Origin of the sequence: Roseofilum reptotaenium CS-1145, assembly GCF_028330985.1 — a bacterium.
GTDB classification, from domain to species: Bacteria; Cyanobacteriota; Cyanobacteriia; order Cyanobacteriales; family Desertifilaceae; genus Roseofilum; species Roseofilum reptotaenium.
Genome location: NZ_JAQMUE010000071.1, coordinates 1 through 26,054, shown reverse-complemented (window position 1 = coordinate 26,054; position 26,054 = coordinate 1). Strand labels below are relative to the sequence as shown.

5 protein-coding genes and 1 pseudogene are annotated in these 26,054 nt (G+C 43.9%); all 6 read right to left on the bottom strand.

The window, feature by feature from the left end; genetic code table 11:
* Positions 1–18: 18 nt before the first annotated feature.
* The 6 genes and pseudogenes from PN466_RS25965 to PN466_RS11855 all read right to left on the bottom strand — a co-directional run bounded on the left by PN466_RS25965 (position 19) and on the right by PN466_RS11855 (position 26,029).
* Positions 19–1,344 (bottom strand): sensor histidine kinase, encoded by a 1,326-nt coding sequence (locus tag PN466_RS25965; RefSeq protein WP_449314329.1) that lies wholly within the window; start codon positions 1,342–1,344, stop codon positions 19–21.
* 1,072 nt (positions 1,345–2,416) lie between these two features.
* Positions 2,417–4,854: pseudogene (locus PN466_RS26635) on the bottom strand (ATP-binding protein); the annotation flags it as partial.
* 138 nt (positions 4,855–4,992) lie between these two features.
* Entirely contained in the window at positions 4,993–10,350 is a 5,358-nt protein-coding gene (locus PN466_RS11870) for a trifunctional serine/threonine-protein kinase/ATP-binding protein/sensor histidine kinase (RefSeq protein WP_271939848.1), read from the bottom strand.
* Between the two features lie 92 nt (positions 10,351–10,442).
* Positions 10,443–15,839, bottom strand: a complete 5,397-nt coding sequence (locus PN466_RS11865) for a trifunctional serine/threonine-protein kinase/ATP-binding protein/sensor histidine kinase (protein WP_313898590.1) — start codon at positions 15,837–15,839, stop codon at positions 10,443–10,445.
* 115 nt (positions 15,840–15,954) lie between these two features.
* On the bottom strand, positions 15,955–21,342 hold the full coding sequence (locus PN466_RS11860; protein ID WP_271939847.1) for a trifunctional serine/threonine-protein kinase/ATP-binding protein/sensor histidine kinase: 5,388 nt from the start codon (positions 21,340–21,342) through the stop codon (positions 15,955–15,957).
* Between the two features lie 58 nt (positions 21,343–21,400).
* A complete protein-coding gene (locus PN466_RS11855) occupies positions 21,401–26,029 on the bottom strand; it encodes a trifunctional serine/threonine-protein kinase/ATP-binding protein/sensor histidine kinase (protein ID WP_271939846.1) in 4,629 nt (1,542 codons plus the stop codon).
* Positions 26,030–26,054 lie beyond the last annotated feature (25 nt).

The following is a 26,054-nucleotide window of genomic DNA, read 5'->3' as shown; positions in this document are numbered from 1 at the left end:
CACTCTAGAATCAACGGGTTAGTTCCCAATGGGTATGGAGATCTCCAACTGAGTGCCTTTGCCCAATTGAGACGTACAGGTAATCTTACCACCATGTTTTTGAGCGATAATTGATTGAGCGATCGCCATTCCCAAACCCGTACCTTTACCCACCGCTTTAGTCGTAAATCCTTGCTCGAAGATCCGTTCTCTCACTTCTTCTGGCATCCCCATACCATTATCGGCAATCCGAATGGTGACCTCTTGGGTTGTTGCTGAAGTGGTAATCTTAATCTGATTGGCAATCTCGTCAAAACTGCATCCTTCATTTGCTGATTCCAACGCATCAATAGCATTGGCAATCAAATTCATAAACACTTGGTTGAGTTGTCCCGGAAAACATTGCACTTGTGGCAATTCTCCATACTCTTTGATAATTTCAATCGCTGGACGCTCCTCGTTAGCTTTCAGGCGATGCTTGAGAATCAGCAATGTGCTATCGAGACCTTCATGCAGGTTAAACGGGACTTTATACTCCTTATCTGTGCGCGAAAAGGTTCGTAAAGAATTGCTGATATGGCGGATACGATTAGTTCCCGATCGCATGGAAGAAATCAATTCCAGTAAATCCGAGCGTACAAACTCCAAGTCCATTGCTTCGATTTCCTCTTCTATGGCTTCACTTGGCTCGGGATATTCTTGCTGATACAGGTCTATTAATCCCAACAAGTCTTGCACATAATCTCGCGCTGGGTTTATATTTCCAGAAATAAATCCCACGGGATTATTAATTTCGTGGGCTACTCCTGCCACTAGATTGCCCAAAGCTGACATTTTTTCACTTTGTACCAGTTGCAGTTGGGCTTGTTGTAGCTCTTCAAGGGATTGTTCCAATTTCTGGGCATAGTCTTGGGACTGTTCGTAGAGACGGGAATTTTCCATCGAGATAGCCGCTTGGGAACAAAGCATATTGAGCAGTTCCATCCGCTCGCGCGTAAACACTCCTACGGCGAGATGGTTTTCCAAATACAGAATACCAATCAGCTTGCCTTGATTGAGGATAGGCGCACACAGGAAACTCAGGGGTTGTTCTTGTAGTAGATAGGGATCGCCGGCAAACTGGGCATCGTCAGGGAAATCGTTAATAATAATTGCTTCTTGACTGCGTTTAACTTTATTAATCACACTAGTGGGAATAGAGGGTTCAGTCGATACCTTGGTCGAAGACAAATCCCCACCTTCTTGGGAGTATCGAGCGACAACCTGCCAACCTTCTGGTTGCTGCAAGAGCAGAATGCCGCCATCAGCTCCGGCATTTTCTATGGCTGCTTTCATTAAGGTTGAGACCAGTTTGTCCAGGTGCATTTCACTCGATAGGCACTGGGAGGCTTTCATCGCCGTTGCCCAATCGAGGATTGAGCTAATTGTGCTGGTACTTGAACTGCCTGTTGGAGGCAAAGTATGAGTTGCGATCGCGGTTTCACCGCTCTGTAATTCCAAGCGAGGCTGTTGCAGAATGGAGACAAGTAGTTGGGGGTATTTTTCTTCAAGTTGATCGGTTTTGGCTTTCGCGCCCCAGCGGGCATAGCCGTAGTAGGCATCGGTTATATAGCCGGGTGTTGTCTTGTTTAATTTGATTGAGAGCATGACCGTAAATAACCAATTGTTCCTGAATGTCTGGTAAAGTCCGACCTCCTAAATAGGCATACTGGCAAACTTCTGTAATAGAATACCCCGCATAGGCCAGATTGCCACTCTCCAAAGCACTGCGATAGGCTTCCAGTAGTAAAGGCAGACTTTCTGTTAACAGACGCTGGCGGGGAATGATAAATGATGCAATTTTATATAAAACGCTACTTTTGGCGACGATCGCTTGTTTTTTTCTGGTCTGTTCAATGGCTAATTTGACTAACTGAGCCGCTGGCGCTACCTCTCCACCATCCAAACTTAAGATTAGAGCAAAATCGGCATAACCACAACTAGCGAAGGGGGAATCACCATATTGAATTGATAACCGAATTTCTTCACAGGTAATTAGGGGAAAATAGGCGGGAGAAGATTGGGCAATTGCTGGGACAATACTGACCATGATTTTCAAAGCAGCCAAACTTTTTTCATCGGTCATGGGGGGCAAGTCGGCTAAGGTTTGAATGTCGATATCAGCTAAAAGTGATTGGGTATCGGTTAGGGCTTGCTGAATCAGTTCGGGCGTGGGTTCTGCCGGGAAGTCAATTCCTAAGTTTTGCAGAACGTCTAAACCTAATTGAATGGCTTCTAATTTTTGGATTTGAGCAATCTTACTCTCAATCTCCACTTGATAAACTTTGATCCGATCGAGAATGCGATCGCAACGATGGAGAACGATTTGGGTGAATTCTTGTTGTTGTTCAAATTCACGACTCAGATAAGCCGCTTCTGCTGCATTTTCATAAATGTTGAGGGTCAAGTCATAGTGAAGATCCCAACAGCGATCGGGGAGCAATTCGATCGCTCTAGTTAAATAAGAAAGAGCCACAGAATAGGCGGTTGTGGATTTAGCCTTACATCCTGCCATCAAGTTTAACTGAATTAATTGTTCCCGTTCGGGTTGTCGATCTATTAAGGAGACCCCTAAATTCAAGTGGTCGATGAAATCAAAAATCCTTTCTTCCCATTCATTTTTGGGGATTTTATTGACCAAAGAGCGCCCAATATTGAGATGCGTGACCTGTTTTTGATTTTGAGGAATTAAGGAATAGGCTGCCTGTTGGACGCGATCGTGTAAAAATTTGTAGCTCACTAATGTTTCTGATACTTGTACTTTTTCCTCCACCTCATTGCGTTGGAAAAACTGATAGGTCTGGCTTAGGGGTAGAACCAATCCCTCTTGTAGCGCCTTCCACAAAGAATCAGCCGCTTCAATCTGCTCGAGTTCGCTGACAATGGCCAAAGTCTCTAAGTCAAACTGATTGCCAATGCAAGCAGCTAACTTCAAAATCTCCTGGGTTTCTTCCGGTAACTTATGCAGCCGAGTGGCCATAAACTCTACGACATCATCGGTTAGTGCCAACTGCTGCACTGTTGTCAAGTCGCAGTGCCAATAGCCGAGATCGCGATCGAAAACAATCCAACCATCTTCATGCAATCCCTTGAGAAACTGAGTAGCAAAAAAGGGATTTCCCTTGGTTTTTTGATAAACTAATTCCGTTAAAGGTTGAGCTATTTCTTGAGTACAGCTCAGGGTGTCTGCGACCAAACGATTGAGATCGGCTTTCATTAAAGGTTCGAGGGTTATCGTATGAATCGTCGCTCCCAATTTACCCAATTCTTTTAGAGTTAGTATCAGGGGGTGGGCGGGTGATACCTCGTTATCCCGATAAGCTCCGAGAAGAACCAATAACCAGTATCGCTTTGGCTCATGAGCAGTTGCATTAAGTTCAAAGAGGCTGAATCTGCCCACTGGAGATCGTCAATAAAAAGGACTAAGGGATGCTCTTTGGTGGCAAACACTTGAATGAATTTCTCAAACAAGAGATTGAATCGATTTTGGGCCGCATTGCCGGAGAGTTTGGCGACTTGCGGCTGTTGTCCAATGATTGACTCTAATTCAGGAATCACGTCAATCATCACTTGCCCATTTTCGCCTAAGGCAGCAAGAATCTTGGTCTGCCACTGAGCTAACTGAGCATCTGATTCGGCTAATAACTGCTCCATTAAATCCCGGAAGGCGATGACTAAAGCACTAAAGGGAATATTGCGTTGAAACTGGTCAAATTTTCCTTTGATAAAATAGCCCCGTTCTCGCACGATTGGCTTGTGAATTTCGTTGACGACGGCGGTTTTACCGATGCCGGAAAAGCCAGCCACTAGCATCATTTCAGCATGGGGAGTGGGTTGTAAAGAGTCGGTTGTGAGGGGAGATTGGGCGACTCGCTCAAATGCGGCTAGTAAGGTCTCGACTTCGGTTTCTCGTCCATAGAGTTTTTCAGGAATCAGGAAGCGTCCGGCTATGTCCCGTGTGGCTAACTCAAAGGGTTCTATTTTCCTCGTTTCTTGCCATTGTTTGAGACAGTGTTCTAGGTCAAATTTTAATCCCAATGCACTCTGGTATCGCTCTTCTGCATTTTTAGCCATCAGTTTCATTACCATATCTGAAACCACGGACGGGATTTCAAGATTTGATGAGTTGTTTATTACGTCTGCTGGCGGTATGGGCTGTTGTGAAATATGGCAATGTACCAACTCCATTGGATCGTTACTCGCAAAGGGTAAGATTCCGGTGAGCAGTTGGTATAAGGTTACTCCTAAAGAATAGAAGTCGCTACGGTAGTCGATGCCTCGATTCATTCGACCGGTTTGTTCTGGAGCGATATAGGCTAAAGTTCCTTCTAAAACGTTGAAGTTTTTTACTTCTTTGGCTTCACGAGGGAGTAGGGATGCTATGCTGAAATCAATTAATTTAACCTGTTGCGTTTTGGGTTGAATGAGAATATTTGCGGGTTTAATATCTTTGTGGATGACTCGCTGGCAATCGAGTTCTTGTAGGGTATCCGCAAGTTGAATGGCGATATCTAAATATTTTCCTAGGTCTAAGGACTGCTCTTTTGCTACGGCTTTGTCTAGAGATATCGCTCCTAAATCTTCCATAATCAAGGCGTAACCATTGCCATAGCGCTCCAAGCTTAGGGGTACGACAATGCCCGTTGAGTTCAGGTTTTTAGAAATGGCATACTGGTTGCGGAACTGTACCAGTTCGCTAAAACTGGGGTAGGCGTTGCGTAATAATTTGATCACGACGTTTAGGGAGTCGGATAGGCGGGTTCCTTGATAGACTAGGGTTCGCTCTCCTTCATAGATTTTTGAGCCAATTTGATAGCCGGGAAGTGTTGGGGTCATTGGGTTGGAGCTTTTTTGCTATTCTTTTATGCTAATGGTAGATAATTGTATTTGCTTCAATTGTCTGATCGCGATCGCCACTGAGCTGCGATCGCGATCTCATCTTTGGGCTATGGTATACACTCTAGAATCGACGGGTTAGTTCCCAATGGGTATGGAGATCTCCAACTGAGTGCCTTTGCCCAATTGAGACGTACAGGTAATCTTACCACCATGTTTTTGAGCGATAATTGATTGAGCGATCGCCATTCCTAACCCCGTACCTTTACCCACTGCCTTAGTTGTAAATCCTTGCTCGAAGATCCGTTCTCTCACTTCTTCTGGCATCCCTGTACCATTATCGGCAATTGTGACAATCACCTTTTCTACCGTTGCTGAGGTGGTAATCTTGATCTGATTAGCAATCTCGTCAAAACTGCATCCTTGGTTGCCCTCATCTAAGGCATCAATGGCATTAGCCATCAAATTCATAAATACTTGGTTCAGTTGCCCCGGAAAACATTGCACTTCTGGCAACTCTCCATAGTCTTTGACAATTTCAATTGCCGGACGCTCCTCGTTAGCTTTCAGGCGATGTTTGAGAATTAGCAATGTGCTATCGAGACCTTCATGTAAGTTAAACGGCACTTTATACTCCTTATCTGTGCGCGAGAAGGTGCGTAAAGACGTGCTAATGTGACGGATGCGATCCGTTCCTTCTTGCATTGAAGAAATCAGTTGTGGTAAGTCTTCTCTGAGAAACTCTAAATCTATCGCTTCTATTTCTTCTTCTATTGCTTCCTTTGGCTCTGGATATTCTTGCTGATAAAGGTCAATTAATCCCAACAAGTCTTGCACATAATCTCTAGCAGGGTCTATGTTTCCGGCAATAAATCCTACGGGATTATTAATTTCGTGGGCTACTCCTGCGACTAAATTTCCCAAAGCTGACATTTTCTCGCTTTGTACCAGTTGCAGTTGCGCTTGTTGCAGCTCTTCAAGGGATTGTTCCAATTTCTGGGCATAGTCTTGGGACTGTTCGTAGAGGCGGGCATTTTCCAGAGAGATCGCCGCTTGGGAACAGAGCATATTGAGCAATTCCACGCGATTTTGTGTAAAAACTCCCACTGCTAGATGATTTTCCAAATAGAGAATACCGATTAGCTTGCCTTGATTGAGGATGGGCGCGCACAGAAAACTTAGAGGTTGTTCTTGTTGTAGATAGAGATCGCCGGCAAACTGAGTATCGTCAGGGCAACTGTTAACGATAATTGCTTCTTTGGTGTGTTTCACTTTATTGATCACGCTGGTCGGCAGAGCGCCTTTTTCTGTTATTTCCGGAGAATAAAATTTGCTATTTTCTTGCGAGTATCGGGCGACAACCTGCCAACTTTTCGGTTGCTTCAGTAGCAAAATTCCGCTATCTGCTCCGGCATTTTCCATGGCTGCTTTCATCAAGGCCGAGACCAGCTTATCTAAGTGGATTTCACTCGATAGGAACTGAGACGCTTTCATCGCCGTTGTCCAGTCAAGCATTAAGCCACTGGTGGTGCTAAAACTCGTCGTTTGTGTCAAGCTAGACGTGATAGTTTGACTGCTGTATAACTGTAGCTGAGACTGTTGCAGAATCGAGGCAAGCAGTTCGGGATATTTGGTTTCGAGTTGGTTGGTCTTAGCTTTTGCTCCCCAACGGGCGTAACAATAGTAGGCTTCTTGCATATGAAGGGCAGCATAGTTTTCTTTGCCCCAGTCGAGGTAGAATTTAGCAAAGAGTTCGTTGGCTAGGGCTTCTTCTTGGATGTAGCCATTTTCTTTGGCTCCGGCTATGGCGCGATCGTAGAGTTCCATCGCTCTCCAGTGCTCTCCTAAAAGCCGATACCGTTCTGCCTCCAGTAAATCCGATTTATGCTGGTAGTTCATGGGAGCATTTTCTGCCCAAGCTTTGAGACGCGTACTCCAATGTTCGCTGCATTGCCAATAGGTTTCTTTCTCTACACCTTCTGCTAATTCCACTGATGCCAGATAAGTCAAACCTCCTAAAAAGGCAAAATTGGGTAAAAATAAATAGCCTCCAACTGCATCTAAATAAGTCTGTGCTTCCGCAACAAAATATTGAGCTTCTGCAATATTTCCAAAGAGATAAGTCAGTTGCAATTTACTAAAATGGTGAACGGATAATCCTACCAAACTGTTGCTCTTTTTGAAGTTTTCAATTTCTCTTTGTTCATCATAGAAATCCCCCTGCAAAGAACAAGGATTGTCTACATTACTAATTAAATTAAAAACGAGCTGTAAAATGCAAGCCGTATAAATCCCTGTCCCTTCAAAGTGAATCGATCGAGAAAAATCAATCGCTTTCTCTAGATCCAATTTCAGGATATCGAGTTCCATTCCGGAACAATAAGCTAAGAGCAATCGGTTAGTTAGTGCATAAGTTGCATACTCTAACTCTCCAACTTCTATGCCCTTTTGATAGGCTTCACCTAGAGGGGATATACCATCGCGAAAATGCGATCGCCAAAACGAGACATGAGCATAAAAGTTATTACATACCAGAACATGACGGAGGGTATTATTTTGTTGCTCAATAATTTGCTGGGCGATTTTACCATATTCGTAAGCTTTCCGAAACTTATCAACACCCGGATTGCATAAAACCAAAGCATAGTTGATGTAGGATACTGGTGTATCGATGGTATTCCCATATTCTAATGAGAGCAGTATTCCCTGACAAGCAATGAGAGGAAATAAACTCGGACGACCAAAATAACTTAACGGAATCAAGCGCGATAAAATCCGCATTGCTGATAGTATTCGTGGCTCCTTCATCTCAGAACGATTGAGTAATTCGTCTGAGGTAAATGGTTCTAGAGCATCTTGAGTTCGTGCCAACCACGATCCAATTTCTGCCAGATCGGGATTATCGGGAAAATCTATTCCGAGTAGCTTCAAGCATCGTAACCCTGTGTCAATACCGTCAATAAATCGGTTCTGAACTGAATACGCCTGAAGTTGTGTTTCGTAAACTTTAATCCGATCGACGAGAGTGCGGGCGCGATCGATCGCGATTTGTCCTAACCGCTCCATGTTTTCAAAGTCACTCTTGAGATAACTGGCTTCTGTTGCTTCTAAATGCAAGTTGAGCGTCAGTTCGTACTCGGCTTGCCAAGCATCATTTGCTAATAAACTGAGGCCTATATTGAGGTACTCAAAGGCTGCCGTATTTGCGGTGCAAGACTTAGCTTTTTTTCCAGCGATTAAGTTTAATTCAGCCAGTTCATATCGTTGAGCTTGTTCGTCAATTAACTCTACACTAAGATTAAAATGCCTGACAATATCGAAGACATAGTCTTCCCGTTGAGACGGGTCGATGGTCTTGAGTAAGAGCTGGCCAATATTGAAGTGAGTTCGTACTTTTTTATTTTCGGGAATCAAGGAATAGGCGGCTTGTTGGACGCGATCGTGCAGGAAGCGATAACCGACAGCAACATCAGCAATTTGCTTTTCCTCATTTTCCCATCCTTGAAAAAACTTATAGGCTTCGCTCTGAGGTAAAACTAATCCTTCTCGCAAGGCACTCCACAAATTAGCAGCCACTTCCTCCGATCGCTTTTCGCAGATAATCGCCAAGGTCTCTAGGTCAAATTGATTGCCGATGCAGGCGGCTAATTTGAGGATGTTTTGCGTGGCTTCTGGCAACTTATGCAACCGTCCGGCCATAAATTCGACTACATCTGAAGTCAGGCAAGCTTCTCGTACCTTCACTAAATCGCATTCCCAATATCCCAAACTATCATTGAACGCAATCAACCCCTCTTCATGCAATCCTTGTAAAAATTGCGTGGTAAAGAAGGGATTGCCTTTCGTCTTTTGATAGATTAAATCGGTTAAAGGCGCAGCTAATTCCACCGAACAACTGAGGGTTTTCGCCACCAATTGATTGATATGACTCACTGATAAGGACGCTAAAGTAATGGTCGAAATCGTTGTCTGTTGCTTCTCTAATTCTCCTAAACACAACATCAACGGATGAGTTGGGAACACTTCATTATCTCGATAGGCTCCCAACAGGAGCAAGTATCCCGTTCGACTCTCTCCTATCAACACTTTCAACAAATTTAACGAGGCTGAATCTGCCCATTGCAAATCATCCAGAAAGAGAGTTAAGGGATGCTCTTGAGTTGTGAAGACGGCGATAAACTTCTCAAACAGGAGGTTAAAGCGGTTTTGAGCCGCATTTCCCGAAAGTTCAGGCACGGGAGGTTGCGCCCCGATAATACATTTGAGTTCGGGAATCACATCAATGAGAACTTGCCCACTTTCTCCCACTGCTGCTAGGATTTTTCCTTTCCACTCTTGCAACTGTGCATCGCTTTCTCCGAGTAATTGTCCCATTAAGTCTCGAAAGGCGATGACAAAAGCACTCAAGGGAATATTGCGGTTAAATTGGTCGAATTTTCCTTTGATAAAGTAGCCCCGTTGTCTGACGATGGGCTTGTGAACTTCGTTGACGACAGCGGTTTTACCAATCCCAGAAAATCCCGCTACTAAAACGATTTCACAGTTCCCTTCTGCGACTCTTTCAAAGGCTTCTAATAGCGTTTGAACTTCGGGTTCTCGTCCGTAGAGTTTTTCGGGAATTATGAAGCGATCGCAGCGATCGTGCTGCGCTAATTCAAATCGCTCTATTGTTCCCGTTTCTCGATATTGCTCAAGACACTTCTCTAAGTCCCATTTGAGTCCCAAGGCACTCTGATATCTCTGTTCAGCATTTTTGGCGATTAATTTGAAGATCAGATTGCGAAGGACTTGGGGAATGTCTTCTCTGTCTATGGGTTTGGGATTTTGGGCAATATGAGCGTGAATCAGTTCTAACGGATCGTCACTCACAAAGGGAACGGTTCCCGTTAACAGTTCGTAAAATGTTATTCCCAAAGAATAGAAGTCACTGCGATAATCAATCCCTCGATTCATACGTCCGGTTTGTTCCGGGGATAAATAGGCTAAGGTTCCTTCTAATGTATTGGCCGTTTGAATCGTTTGGCTTTCTTTGGGCAGTAGGGTTGAAATGCTAAAGTCGATTAATTGGACTTGTTGGGTTTCTGGGTGAATCAGGATATTTGCCGGTTTGATATCTTTATGAATAATCTGTTCTTGACTGAGATAGTGTAGGGCATCCGCTAGTTGTTGGGCGATCGCCAAAAATTGTTCCAGATTGGGGGAGAACTGCTGCCAATAATCACTCAAGGCTATGGCTCCGGAATCGGGCATAATCAGAGCATAGCCGTTGCCGTAGCGCTCTAGAGCCACAGGAGTGACGATATGGGCATGTTGCAGATGGCGGGCGATCGCATATTGGTTGCGAAATTGAACTAATTGGCTAAAGCTCGGATGGGCACTCCGCAGTATTTTGACGATTACTGAAGTGCTATCACCAAGGCGCATACCCTGATGAACGAGGGTGTGAGGACCTTCGTAGAGACATGGTCCGAGTTGATATCCAGGAAGAGTTGTCACTGCTTTGGTATGATTAGAGAGATAATAGGCATTGCGATCGTCCGATCTAATCAGTTTAAATAGGTCAATGCGATCGCTCTTAATTTACCAGCTTAATTCACTGGTACAGAAATGATAAATTCTGTACCCTTTCCGAGTTCCGATTGACAGGCGATCTGTCCGCCATGTGTTTCTACAATAATGGATTTAGCGATCGCCATTCCCAACCCCGTACCTTTTCCGACTTCTTTCGTCGTAAATCCTTGCTCAAATAGTTTCACTTTCACGGCTTCTGGCATTCCCGTTCCATTATCGGCGATTCTGACGATTACTCGCTCGCTCTGCTCGTGCCATTCCGTCGCGATTGTAATGCAATTGGGGGCTGTGTCGATTTCTTGAAAAGTTTTTCCTTCATTACTTTCATTCAAAGCATCGATCGCATTGGCCAAGATATTCATGAACACTTGATTGATTGGTCCGGGGCAGCATTTGACGGCGGGAATCTCCCCATAATTTTTGACAATTTTAATGCTCGGTCTTTCCTCGTTGGCTTTGAGGCGATATTTGAGGATTAATAGGGTACTATCAAGACCTTCATGCAGATTAAATTCGGTTTTCTTGTCGGTATCGGTTCGGGAAAATGTTCGCAAAGATGTGCTGATGTTGCGAATGCGATCGCAACCGGAGTGCATGGATGCAATTAGTTTGGGGAAGTCTTCGGCGATAAACTCGGGATCGAGGTCTTCGATTTCTTCCATAATTGGCTCGGGTAGGGAGGCATTTTCTTGATAGAGCGAAAGGACTTCCAGTAAATCGTGCAAATATTCTTGCGCCATCCCCACATTCCCGCCAATAAACCCAACCGGATTATTGATTTCGTGAGCCACTCCGGCGACTAAATTGCCTAATGTCGCCATCTTTTCATTCTGCACCAGTTGCAATTGGGTCTGTTGCAGATTGGTTAAGGCTTGCCGTGCCTGTTGGTACAGCCGGGCATTGGTTAAGGAGATAGCCGCTTGGGCGCAGAGGGCCTCTAATATGTCTACGCGCTCGTAGGTAAACGCATCGGCAGTCAGACAATTTTCTAAGTAAAGAATCCCGATTAAATTGCCTCGTTCCAGGAGGGGAAAACAGAGTAAACTTTGAGGAGAGAACCGTAATAAATAGCGATCGCCCGGCAATTGTGTTTGGGCAGTTTTCCCATCTAAGAGGGTGGTTTCTGCGGTACGTCGCACAGTGTTAATCAATCCAGCGGGTAAATCGGGATAATCATTGAGGAGAAGGGATTGATGTAGAGAAGCGAATTCTAACTCTTTTTCTGCATCGGTGTGAGTGGCGATCGCTTCTACGCTCAACCCTTTTTCGCCGGTTAATAATAATGCCCCTTTTGTCGCTCCAGCATTTTCAAGAATAATCTTCATGAGGGTGGAGAGCAGCTTTTCGAGTTCGATTTCTCCCGAGAGGATTTGAGAGGCTTTGAGTAAAGAAGAGAAGTCCAGAATCGAGGCAATATCGGCCACGGTTTGAGAATGGCTGGTACTGTGAGAAATGCTCTTACCCGAGCCAGAAGAAGGGCGATCGCGTTGCAGAATGGGCTTTAATAACTGAGGATAGTGTTGTTCGAGGTGGTTGGTCTTGGCTTTGGCTCCCCAACGAGCATAGCCGTAATAGGCTTCTTGCATATAGACGGCGGCTTCTTTGACTCGTCCCCAGTCGAGGTAAAATTTGGCGAAGAGTTCGTTAGCCAGGCTCTCTTCGTGGATAAAGCCATTTTCTTTAGCTCCAGCGATCGCGCGATCGTAGAGTTCTATTGCTCTCAACTTTTCTCCTAAAATTCGACACCGTTCCGCCTCCAGTAGATCGGATTTATGCTGGCAGTTCATCGGGGCATTTTCCGCCCAAAATTTGAGACGCGAGATCCAATGTTCGCTACTTTTCCACCATTTTTCTTCATTATCTTTTTCTAATTCTACTAATTTGAGATAATTTAATCCTGCTAAAAATGCAAAATGAGGCAACAACAAAAAGCCACCAATACCAGGTAAATACGTCTCTACTTCAGCAAGCAAATATTTCGCTTCCGCCATATTTCCAAAGAGATAATTAAGTTGTAATTGACTAAAGTAATGAATAGACAGACCCAGTAAGTGCTTGCTCTTCTGAAAGCTATCAATTGCTCCTTGGGCATCATAAAAATTTCCTTGCAAACAGCAAGGATCTTCTACATTATCAACTAAGTTAAACGCAACTTGTAAAATGCAAGCCGTATAGATAGCCAATCCTTCAAATCGGATCGAGTGACAAAAGTCAACTCCTCTCTCTAAGTCTAGCTTCAGCATATCGAGTTCTATTCCAGAACAATAAGCCAAGAGCAATCCGTTTGTCAGTGCATACGCAGCAAATTCCAAATCTCCGACTTCTATGGCTTTTTGAGATGCTTCATTCAGAGGCGTAATGCCATCGCGCAAATGCGATCGCCACGGCGAGACATAGGCATAAAAATTATTCCAGACGAAAGTATAGCGGAGAGTATTATTTTGCTTCTCAATAATTTGCTTGGCCATCTTCCCATATTCATAAGCTTGACCAAAACGATCGAAACCGGGATTGCATAAAAAGAAAGCATAGTTGATGTAAGATACTGGGGTATCGATAGCGTCTCCATAGTCTAATGAGAGCAAAATTCCTTGACAAGCAAGCAAGGGAAATAAACTCTGACGACCAAAATAACTGATCGGAACCAACCGCGATAAAAGTCGCGTTGCCGATAGGATTTTGGGTTCTTTCATCTCGGGACGATTGAGTAATTCTTCTAAGGTAAATGGATCTAGAGCTGCTTGAGTTCGTGCCAACCAAGACTCAATTTCTGTCATATCGGGATTATCAGATAAATCTATGCCGAGAAGCCGCAAGCATTGTAACCCGACATCAATACCATCACCAAATCGGCTTTGAACGGCATAAGCCTGAAGTTGGGTTTCGTACACCTTAATCCGATCGACAACAGTACGAGCGCGATCGATAACAATTTTCCCTAACCGCTCCATACTGTCAAAATCACTTTTCAGATAGCTGACTTCTGTGGCTTCTAAGTGCAAATTGAGAGTCAGTTCGTACTCAGCTTGCCAAGTATCGTCTGCCAATAAATTCAGTCCGATATTGAGGTAATCAAATGCTGCTGCATTGGCAGTACAAGACTTCGCTTTTTTCGCTGCAACTAAATTTAATTTAGCCAACTCATTTCGTTTAGTCTGTTCGCCAATTAACTCGATACTCAAATTGAGATGGCTGACGATATCAAAGATATAGTCTTCCCGCTGAGAGGGGGCAATTGTCTTGAGTAAAAGCTGACCAATATTGAAATGAGTCTGTACTTTTTTATTTTCGGGAATCAAGGAATAAGCTGCTTGTTGTACACGATCGTGTAGAAACCGATAACCTACTGCGATCCCCTCCGCTTTCTCTTCACCTTTTTCCCATTCTTGGAAAAACTTATAGGCTTCGCTCTGAGGTAAAATTAACCCTTCTCGCAGGGCGCTCCACAGATTGGCTGCTACTTCTTCAGAAGGCGTTTCGCAGATAATGGCTAAAGTCTCTAAGTCAAATTGATTCCCAATACAAGCTGCTAATTTCAATACTTTTTGCGTTTCTGATGGCAACTTGTGCAACCTTCGGGCCATAAATTCTACCACATCATCTGTGAGAGCTGCATCTCTTACCTTGACTAAATCGCATTCCCAATATCCCAAATTTTGATTAAAGGTAATCAACCCATCCTCACGCAATCCTTTTAAGAATTGGGTCGTAAAAAATGGATTTCCCTTTGTCTTTTGATAGACTAAATTAGTTAAGGGAGTGGCTAAGTCTGCCGAACAAATGAGAGTTTCAGCAACCAATTGATTGATGTGATTAACAGACAAAGGTGCTAAAGTAATTGTCGAAATTCTCGTCTGTTTTTTTTCTAACACCCCTAAACATAACATCAACGGATGAGCAGGAAAGACTTCGTTATCCCGATATGCTCCCAACAGCAACAAATAGCCCATCTGAGTTACTCCCATCAACACTTTCAGCAAATTTAATGATGCCGAGTCCGCCCATTGCAAGTCATCAAGAAACAGAGTTAGGGGATGTTTTTTTGTGGTGAAGACAGCGATAAATTTTTCAAAAAGCAGATTAAAGCGGTTCTGAGCAGCACTGCCTTCTAGTTGGGGAACAGGGGGTTGCTGTCCGATAATGTATTGTAGTTCGGGAATGACATCAATGAGAACTTGACCGTTTTCTCCCACTGCTTCTAGTATTTGGGCTTTCCACTCAACCAATTCACGATCGGATTCTCCCAGTAATTGCCCCATTAAATCTCGGAAGGCTTGTAGGAAGGCGCTGAAAGGAATGTTGCGATTGAATTGGTCGAATTTGCCTTTGATGAAATATCCTTTCTGCCTGGTGATTGGTTTGTGAACTTCGTTAATAACTGCGGTTTTACCAATGCCGGAAAATCCAGCAACGAGCATCATTTCGCTGCTGCCCTTGGCGACCCTTTCAAAGGTATCGAGTAGAGCTTGAACTTCTTTGACTCGTCCGTAAAGTTTTTCGGGGACGATGAAGCGATCGCACAGATCGCGCTCTCCCAGAACAAACGGCGCGATGATGCCTTTTTCATGCCATTGTTGCCGACATTTTTCGAGGTCGTATTTGAGTCCGAGGGCGCTCTGATAGCGCGCTTCGGCATTCTTCGCCATCAATTTCAAGATAATATCTGAAAGGCTCTGGGGATGGTTTTCTCCGTTGCCATTCAACCAATCGCAAGGAGAGATCGGCTGCTGGGCGATATGGGCGTGAACCAATTCCATTGGATCGTCGCTATTGAAGGGCAAGCGTCCTGCAAGGAGTTCGTACAAGGTTATGCCAAGGGCATAGAAATCGCTGCGATAGTCAATACCTCGATTCATGCGTCCGGTTTGTTCGGGGGAAATATAGGCAAGAGTGCCTTCTAGTACATTCAGTGTTTTTACAGTTTGGGTTTCTTTGGGCAATAAGGTAGAAATACTGAAATCGATGAGTTTAATCTGTTGGGTTTGGGGCTGAATCAATATATTTGTGGGTTTAATATCTTTATGAATAATTTGATTTTGATGGAGTTGGTGCAAAATTTCTGCAAGTTGGATGGCAATGCTGAAAAATTGGGACAGGGGGAGGGGGTTTCTGCCTCGGTATTCGGCTAAAGAGATCCCCTGCACATCTTCCATAATCAGAGCATAGCGATTCTCGTAGCGCTCTAAGGCGTAGGGTTTGACGATGCCTTCTAGACCTAGATTTTTGCTGATGACGTATTGATTGCGAAATTGAACTAATTCGTTAAAGGAAGGATGTTCATTACCCATTAATTTGATAATGACCAATCGCCCATCATTCTCTCGGTGAGCGCGATAGACGAAGATACGATCGCTTTGGTGGATGAGTTCGATCGCTTGATAGTCGGCAATTTTTGGAAAACGAACTGACATCATAGTCATAAAGATTTTTAACCCGATATGACCTAGTATATTTTAGAGTTTAGGCCAAAATTGTGAAAAACTTGTGAAGCTTGATATTCCCCAGTTAATGACTAGAAAGAGATGCACTCTAAGTTACCGGAAGAATGATCTTAAATTCCGTACCATTACTGATTTCTGATTGACAAGCGATCGCTCCACCATGTTTTTCGACAATAATCTGATGAGCGATCGCCATTCCTAACCCCGTGCCTTTACCAACTGCTTTCGTCGTAAATCCTTGCTCAAATATCTGAGATTGTACAGATTCTGGCATCCCCATACCATTATCAATAACTTTGACGATAACATGACTCTTATCGTCAGCTAATTCGGTTTCAATGGTAATCTGATTCGTTTTTTTTTCGATCTCTGTCAAGGTTCGACCTTCATTGCTTTCTTCTAAAGCATCGATAGCATTAGCAAGCAGATTCATGAAGACTTGATTCAGTTGTCCAGGGTAGCACTGAATGGGTACGATCGTGCCATATTTTTTAATGATTTCAATAGCAGGACGCTCGTCGTTGGCTTTGAGGCGATATTTTAAAATTAATAGGGTACTATCTATACCATCATGAAGATCGAATTCTGTTTTGCTGGCAGTGTCTGTGCGAGAAAAGGTGCGCAAGGAAGTGCTGATATTATGAATACGATCGCATCCCGTTTCCATGGATGTCATGAGTTTAGGAAAATCTTCTACCACAAACTCCAAATCTAGATCTTTGATTTTTGTGGCAATATCCCCAGTGATATCGGCATTATTTTGATATAAAGAAAGTCCATCCAGCAAATCCTGCAAATATTCCCGAGCTGCACTAATATTTCCACTGATAAAACTCACTGGATTATTGATTTCGTGAGCGACCCCAGCAACTAAATTTCCCAAAGTTACCATTTTTTCATTTTGAACTAATTGTAATTGAGCATTTTTCAAATCTTGGAAGGCTTGCTGCGATCGCTGATAAAGTCTGGCATTTTCTAGAGAAATTGCCGCTTGAGCGCAAAGCATATCTAAAACTTCGATACGATTGCGATTAAAAGCATCGGTAGTACATTGATTTTCCAAGTAAAGTACGCCAATGAATTTCCCTCGTTCCAAGAGCGGAAAACAGAGTACACTTTGAGGGGGAGAATTCAGGAAATAGCGATCGGTTGCAAATTGAGTTTGTGCAGTTTTTGCGTCTAAAAGAATAGTTTTTGCAGTCCGCCGAACGTAATTAATCAATCCTTTGGGTAAATCGGGATAGTTTTCTAGGGGAATTGATTGATGTAAGGAATCCAGTTGTAGGGGATTACTTGCATTAGAACGAATGGCAATAGCTTCTATTATCAAGTCAGTTTCATTGGTTAATAACAATGCACCTTTAGTCGCCCCTGCATTCTCAATGACAATCTTCATTAGAGTCGAGAGCAAGTCATCTAACTCAATCTCCTGCGAGAGTGTGCGCGAAGCTTTCATCAGAGTGGCTAAATCCAATAAATTTCCCGTTTCTGTGGTATTTTCAGAAATTGTTAGTTCATTAACTGTACTAATGGTTCCATTCGTGTTTAAATTGAATTTAGGTTGGTTGAGAATGGGAATGAGTAGGTGCGGATAGTCTTGTTCGAGAGCCTCGATTTTGGCTTTACTCCCCCAACGAGAATAGCAATAATAAGCTTCTTGCATATAGCTGGCAGACACTTTTTCTTTATTCCAGTCGAGATAAAAAAGAGCTGCTCGTTCATTAGCAATCGCTTCTTCTGGCAAGTATTGGTTTTCTTTTGCTCCAGCAATGGCTCGATCGTAGAACTCCATAGCCTCTGCTTTATTCCCTAAAACGCGCTGCCGTTCAGCTTCGACTAAATCCCATTTATGTTGGTAATTCATTGGCGCATATTGCGCCCATTCACGTAAGGTATTTTGCTGAGTTTCGACTAAAAGCAGAATGTCTGGGTATTGCGATGACGCATCCTGACAGCTTGCTAATAAAGCTAAAGAATAATAAAAATTATGAATGGCGATCGGCATCCAAGCGCCGACAGAGATGGCATATTTTTGGGCGAGTTCTGCCTTAGCAATAGCTTCAGTCCAGTTGCCAAAGTAGGACAATAACATGGTCTGGGCTAAATATAGATTAAAGAGAGACCAACCCAACTGGGATTCTTGCCAATTTTGCTCTACAGTGTCCTCATCTAAATACTTTCCATCGAGACGTGTAATCTGTGTTGATTGTCCCAGTAAATTAGCGCTCAGTTGCCGCCAAACGCTGATATTATTGGCAGCATAGTCATTTTTGATTTTCTGCATCAATTCAATATAGATGGATTGTTGTTGACTGACTGCTGGAAGTTCTCCCCCAGTTAAAAAGAGATAAGCGCAATAATTTTCGATGCAATAACCGGCATAGACAAAATCGCCAACATCTAATCCATTTTGACTGCCTTCTAATAAATACGATAAACTGTCTCTGACGTGTTGCTTCCAAGGGATGATAAAGGTATAAACCATATTATAAATACTGCATTTCTCGACGCGAGCTTGTTCTTGAAAGCGTTCTAATAAGGCGATCGCTAATTGACCCGATTGATATCCGAGATCGATCACGCTAGAATTGGTGCATAGAAGAGCGCCATACCAACTATAGGTAAAGGCAGCTAAGGCAGAATAACCATTATCCTGACAAAGCAGAACTTGGATGCTGACAATGTCAAATAAGAGATCGGGGCGGGAAATTAAAGCGGCTGAAGTAATGGCAGTCAAAATCCGCATTTTTGCTAAATAATACGGATTTGTTGCTTCTAATAAGTCAGCAACTGTATCAATGTCAGGTAAGACGATTGCATTCTTGTCGCTATGGGTAATATCCTCCAAAGACATCCCCATCATCGCCAAAGCATCTAAGCCTATATCAATGGCTCGTGCTGTCTGCCGACTGGTAATATAAATTTGAATTTTAGTCTCGTAAACTTCGATCGCATCGAGTTGATCCTGGACTTGTTGCAGAACGATCTCGCCTAACGTTTCAGATTCGCTAATATTGCCACTTAAGTATCCACTCTGCATCGCTTCGCAGTACAAATTTAGGGTTAATTGATGGAGACTGTCCCAAGGATGGTCGGGGAGTAAGTCAATTCCTTGTTTTAAGTACTTAAATGCCGAGCCATAAGCTGTAGCATGTTTTGCTTTCTGTCCGGCGATTAAGTTTAAGTGGGCTAGTTCCTTTTTTTGCGATTCTTGGGTAATTAACTCGATCCCTAAATTGAGATGACCGACGATGTCAAAGATCGATTCTTCTCTCTCGGAACCTGACAGTTTGTCGAGTAAAATATATCCAATATCATAATGAGTCAATGATTTGCGTTCGGGAGGAATCAGAGAATAAGCTGCTTGTTGAACGCGATCGTGTAAAAAGCGATAATTGACGGTAACTGCATCGGCTTTTTCTGTCCCATTTTTCCAGTCTTGGAAGAACTTGTAAGCGTCGCTCTGCGGTAAAATTAATCCTTCTCGTAAAGCGCCCCACAAGGCCGCTGCCACTTCTTCAAAAGCTGTTTTGCAAATGATACTTAAGGTCTCTAAATCGAAGCGATTGCCAATACAAGCCGCTAATTTTAAAACATTTTGAGTTTCTTCTGGCAACTTATGCAATCGCCGAGCCATAAATTCCACCACATCGTCAGTCAGAGCCGAATCTTGCACCTTCACTAGATCGCATTGCCAAAACCCGATATTGCGATCGAATTCAATTAATTTATCCTCATATAGTCCTTTTAAAAATTGAGTAGTAAAAAAAGGATTTCCTTTTGTATTTTGATAGACTAAATGGGTTAGAGGAGCTGCTATATCTATGGAGCAACTGAGCGTTTCTGCAACCAACTGGTTAATGTGAGAAACTGACAAAGAAGTTAGGGTAAGGGTCGAAATTTTGGTCTGTTGCTTCTGTAATTCAGCCAAAGTTAACATCAAGGGATGAGCAGGGAAGACTTCATTATCTCGATAGGCTCCCAACAGGAGTAAATATCCCGTTTGGCGGTCTCCCATTAACACTTTAAGCAAATTTAATGAGGCGGAGTCTGCCCATTGTAAGTCATCGAGAAATAGGGTTAAAGGATGCTCTTTGGTGGTGAAGACGGCGATAAATTTTTCTAAGAGGAGGTTAAAGCGATTTTGGGCAGCACTACCGGAGAGTTCGGGAACAGGAGGCTGGGCTCCAATAATGCGCTCGAGTTCGGGAATGACATCAATCAGAACTCGGCCATTTTCGCCGATCATTTCCAGGATTTTCTGTTTCCAGTGAGCTAATGCAGAATCGGATTTTCTTAGCAATCGCCCCATAAAATCTCGGAAGGCGTGGACAAAGGCAGAGAAGGGAATGTTGCGATTGAATTGGTCAAATTTGCCTTTGATAAAATAGCCACGCTGTTTAACAATAGGTTTATGAACTTCGTTAATAACGGCGGTTTTACCAATCCCAGAAAATCCGGCGACTAGCATCATTTCGCTTTCGCCGGTAGCGACGCGATGGAAAGATTCGAGTAGGGTTTCAACTTCGCGTTCTCGTCCGTAAAGTTTTTCGGGGATCAGGAATCGATCGCACAAATCCCGTTCTCCCAACGTAAATGACGCAATCTTTCCTGTTTTTTTATATTCTTTTAGACATTTTTTCAGGTCGTATTTGAGTCCCAAGGCACTCTGATAGCGATCTTCGGCATTTTTCGCCATTAATTTTAAGATGATGTCTGAAAGGGGTTCGGGACACAATTGTCCTCCCAAACAGACCCACGTGCTAATCGGTTCCGGATTTTGGGCGATATGAGCGTGAATTAATTCTAAAGGATCGTTACTATTAAAGGGTAGATTCCCGATCAGAAATTCGTATAAAGTTACGCCCAGAGAATAGAAGTCACTGCGATAATCAATGCCTCGATTCATGCGTCCAGTTTGCTCGGGAGATAAATAGGCTAAGGTTCCTTCTAAACTGTTAGGCGTTTGAATGGTTTGGGTTTCTTTTGGTAATAAGCTGGAAATACTGAAATCGATTAATTTAATCTGTTTGCTGTGCGGGCAAATCAGGATGTTGGCGGGTTTGATATCTTTGTGAATAATCTGTTCTTGACTGAGATAGTGTAGGGCATCGGCAAGTTGTAGGGAAATGGCGAAGAACTCTTCTAAATTGGGATTGAATTGGTGCCAATAATCATGCAGCGCCATGGCTTTGGAATCGGGCATAATGAGAGCGTAGCCATTGCCGTAGCTCTCTAGAGCTAGAGGAGTGACAATATTGGCATGTTGCAGATGGCGAGCGATCGCATATTGATTGCGAAATTGCACCAATTGGCTAAAGCTGGGATGGGGAGTCCGCAGTATTTTGACGATCACTGAAGCGCCATCACACAGGCGCGTACCCTGATAAACGAGGGTGCGAGGACCTTCATAAAGATGCTGTCCTAGTTGATAGCCGGAAAGAGTTGCCACTGCGTTGGTATGATAAGAGATCATAGATACTATGCTCATTTTATCCAATCAATTCGATAACTGAGTGCGATCGCGATCGCTATTAATTCACGGGCAGAGACATGATAAATTCTGTACCTTGACCGAGTTCCGAGCGACAGGCGATCGCTCCACCATGTTTTTCAACAATAATTTGATGGGCGATCGCCATGCCTAAGCCGGTTCCTTTCCCCACTGCTTTCGTTGTAAATCCTTGCTCGAAGATACGTTTTTTTACTGCTTCTGACATCCCCGTGCCATTATCGATAATGGAGATCGTCACCATCTGTCGATCCGCACTCAATTGGGTCTCAATTGTAATCCGATTGGGGTCTTGTTCTATCTGTGCAAACGTTTTACCCTGATTGCGTTCATCTAAAGCATCGATTCCATTGGCTAACAGATTCATAAACACTTGATTGATTTGCCCTGGATAACATTTTACTTGGGGGATTTGCCCGTAATTTGTGATAATTTCCATAGCTGGACGCTTTTCATTCGCTTTGAGGCGATATTTTAAAATGAGCAGGGTACTATCAATGCCATCATGCAAATTAAACTCTGTTTTTGTATCTGTATCCTTGCGGGAAAACGTTCGCAAAGATGTGCTGATATTACCGATGCGATCGCAGCCGATTTGCATGGATGCAATCAGTTTGGGAAAATCTTCGGCAATAAATTCAGGAGCAAGGTCTTCAATCTCTTCAGCTATGGATGGAGGAGTCGATGCATTGTCTTGATAGAGCGTGAGGATTTCTAGTAAATCTTGCAAATGTTCTTGTGCAGCGTTAATATTCCCCCCAATAAAGCTGACGGGATTGTTAATTTCGTGGGCAATCCCAGCCACGAGACTTCCCAAGGTGGCCATTTTTTCATTTTGCACCAATTGAAGTTGGGTCTGCTGCAAGTCCGTTAGCGCTTGTTGTAAATTCTTAGCCATTTGTTGCGATCGCTGATATAAGCGAGCATTTTCCAGGGAAATCGCCGCTTGGGAGCAGAGCAGTTGGAGGATATCCATGCGATCGTTAGTAAATGCACCGGCACAATGGTTGTTTTCTAGATAAAGAATACCTTGCAGTTGAGCACGATTCTCTTTCAGAGACGCTGCGCGAACGACTAAAGGAAGACAGAGAATCGATTGGGGTTGATAGTGTTGGATGTAATTATCTCCAGCCAGAGCCACTTCTTTGCTGGCATTTTCTAGCAGTAAAGGGTGTTGGCTGCGCTTGACTTGATTGACAATACTTAAAGGAACGGCGTTACTGATTTCAACAGGGAGGGGTTTAATGGCGATCGTCTCCTCTCCAACTGCACGAGCCACTAGCATCAAAACTCCTTCTTGACAAAGCATTAAGGCGACAGTTTCGGCACCAGCATTTTCCCGTAACACCTGCATTAAATTAGCGATCGCGCTCTCTAAATCGATGTCCTCAGAGAGGGTACGACAGGCTTTCATCAAGGTAGCAAAATCTAACAAGGCTGAGGTTTCCGTCGTGGTTTTGGAAATCGTTCCTGCCGTTAAGGTTTTCAGGGAAGTTGTCGGTATTAAGCTAGGGGTTGGCAGTTCAAGAATGGGTTTGAGAAGGGCTGAATAGCGTCGTTCTAAATCTTCAACTTTGGCTTTGGCTCCCCAACAGGAGTAACAATAGTAGGCATCTTGCATGTAATCTGCGGCTAATTTTTCTTTGCCCCAGTCGAGGTAGAATTTCGCTGCCAATTCCTTGGCTAACGCTTCTTCCTGAATGTACCCGTTTGCTTTCGCTCCAGAAATGGCACGATCGTAATTTTCAATTGCTTCAGCTTTCTGACCCAGAATTCGATTGCGTTCTGCTTCTACGAGATGGAATTTATGTAGATAATTCATGGGGGCGTTATCCGCCCAATATTTCATCTTAGTTTGATGGCTTTCAATTTGCTCGAGGAGATGATTTTGTTCGCTTTTGCTGTTGGTCTTGGTAACCGAAATAATTTTAACTAAAGCATCATAGAAGTAGAACAAAACCGTACAGAGCATGGCCACCACACCATCTAAATATTTTTCCGCACCGGCAGCACTTTCTACAGCTTGTTCATAATCTTGAAAAAGGTAACAGAGGCTGAGTTTGGCAACGTACATAAAAGCAAGGGTCGTTCGATTATTCGCTTCCTCGTGCAACGGCACCATCTCGGTTTCATTGTAAACCTCTCCAATCAGAGCGCAAGGATTATCGGAGCGACCCAATAAATTCAGGATCGTCTGATGGGAAAGATGGATCTGATGCAGTACGTGTTCTTGTTTTAGTTGAGCGATCGCCTCGCTATAGGCAAAAAACTCTTGTTCGAGACTCTCTAATTCTTGGCCGATAAACATGGAGTCAAAGCAATAGAACGATGCTGAATATCCAGCAAATTCTAAATCCCCTGTTTCTAAGCCCACTTGATACCCTTTACGGAGTAAATACCGGTTGTCATCGATCGATTCTCGCCAAGGCTTAATCAAGTGACCGACAAGAGGTAAAACCCGAGCGGCAGTCCCCTTGACGTTTAATTTATCGATCAAACCTAATGCTAGTTCCCCAAACTGGCTGCCCAACTCAATATCGTTCGCTACCCCGCAAAGAATGAAGCCGTACATTGCATATCCAAAACCCGAGGCAGAGGTATTGCCGAATTCGATCGACAGATCGACCATCTTCATGGCAATTAATGGGAAGAGTGCGGGAAAGGCAAAGTACGCAGGGGGAGCAACGCTGGATAAGATGCGGATGGCTGCTAATTGGTACGGCTCTTCCATTTCGGGTAAGTTTAACAAGTCTGCAACTGAGCGATCGCCGATCGTCGATCGCGTCTGGGCTAAGGCTCGTTCAAAGTCGGCTCGATCGGGTTGTTCGGGTAATTGAATGCGATCGTCAATGAGGTTCAGTACCATCAGTGAAATTCGGATTGCTTCTAACAGTTTGACCCGAGCAATATTGCTTTGAATTTGGGTGATATAGACATCAATTTTATCGAGCAATGTTTTTGCCTTTTGCAAGACTTCGGCAGACAACTGCTCCATCTGTTCAAAGTCAGCATTCAAATAGGCAGCTTCGGCAGATTCTTTATACAGTGCTAAGGTCAGTTCGTAAGCCAAATGCCAGCTCTGCACTCCCAATAACTCTCGACCGATGGAAAAATATTTAACGGCGGCAGCATACGCTGTGGAAGTTTTAGCTTTTCGCCCCGCACTGAGATTCAAACGAGCTAATTCCTCTTTCTCCGTCCAGTCCCTGATAAATATGGTACCGAAATTGAGTTGATTGACAATTTCAAAAATTTTATTTTCTTTGGTCTCGGACGAAAGATTTTGCATCAGCAGTTGTCCGATATGGTAGTGAGTGGCTTGTTTTTGCTCTTCTGGAATCAGGGAGTAGGCAGCTTGTTGGACGCGATCGTGTAAGAAACGATAACCGGCCGATACGACATCCTTGAGTTGATCGTCTACCCCATAACCGTGAAAGAACTTATAGGCTTCATTGGTGGGAAGAATCAGTCCTTCAAGAAGGGCACGCCAGATCTTGGCAGCAACCTCTTCCTCTGGCTCTTCGCAGATGGTTGCTAAGGTCTCAAGATCGAACGGATTGCCGATACAGGCGGCTAATTTCAACACCTTCTGGGTGGCGGGCGGTAATTTCTGCAAGCGCCCTGCCATGAATTCCACTACATCATCTGTCAGTGCGACATCGCGGACTCGGACGAGATCGCATTCCCAATAGCCCAAGTTGCGATTCAAGGCAATTAGTCGATCTTCGTGCAGCCCTTTCAAGAACTGAGTGGTAAAAAATGGATTGCCTTGGGTTTTTTGATAAACCAATTCGGTGAGGGGTTGAGCTAGTTTTTCCCCACAACTGAGGGTTTCGGCGACTAATTGATTGATGTGATTTACAGCTAAGGGTTTGAGGGTAATGGTGGAAATAACGGCTCGCTCCTTCTTCAGTTCGGTTAAAGTCAACATCAAGGGATGAGCGGGGAAGACTTCGTTCTCTCGATAGGCTCCCAGCACCAATAAGTAACCCGAATCGCGATCGCCCATCAACACCTTCAAGAGGTTGAGTGATGCGGAATCTGCCCATTGCAGATCGTCTAAAAACATCACCAGGGGATGTTCTGACTTCGCAAATACAGCAATGAACTTTTGCAAAAATAAGTTAAAGCGATTTTGACCCGCATTACCAGAGAGTTCGGGAACAGGCGGTTGTTTGCCGATAATCTCTTCGAGTTCGGGAATGACATCGATCAGGATCTGACCATTTTTGCCCACAGCTTCCAGGATTTTTGCCTTCCAGCGGGCTAAGTCGGCATCCGATTCTCCCAGCAATTGTCCCATCAAATCCCGGAAGGCGATGACAAAAGCCGAGAAGGGAATGTTACGATTGAATTGGTCAAATTTCCCTTTGATAAAGTAGCCCCGCTGTTTGACAATCGGCTTGTGAACCTCATTGACCACCGCTGTTTTCCCAATGCCGGAAAACCCAGCCACCAGCATCATTTCTGTGGTTCCTAGGGCGGCGATGCGATCGAAAGCGTCGAGTAATCGCTGTACGTTGGTTTCCCGTCCATAGAGTTTTTCGGGAATCAGAAAGCGATCGCTTCTATCTGTGCGTGCCAACTCAAAAGGCTCGATTTTCCCCCTCTGTTGCCATTGGTTTTGACACTTTTCCAGGTCAAATTTCAATCCCAAAATACTCTGATAACGGTTT

Excerpts from the sequence above, each read along its gene's own strand:
- PN466_RS25965 (WP_449314329.1), bottom strand. The coding sequence starts at position 1,344 with ATGCACCTGGACAAACTGGTCTCAACCTTAATGAAAGCAGCCATAGAA.
- PN466_RS11865 (WP_313898590.1), bottom strand. The coding sequence starts at position 15,839 with ATGATGTCAGTTCGTTTTCCAAAAATTGCCGACTATCAAGCGATCGAA.
- PN466_RS11860 (WP_271939847.1), bottom strand. The coding sequence starts at position 21,342 with ATGATCTCTTATCATACCAACGCAGTGGCAACTCTTTCCGGCTATCAA.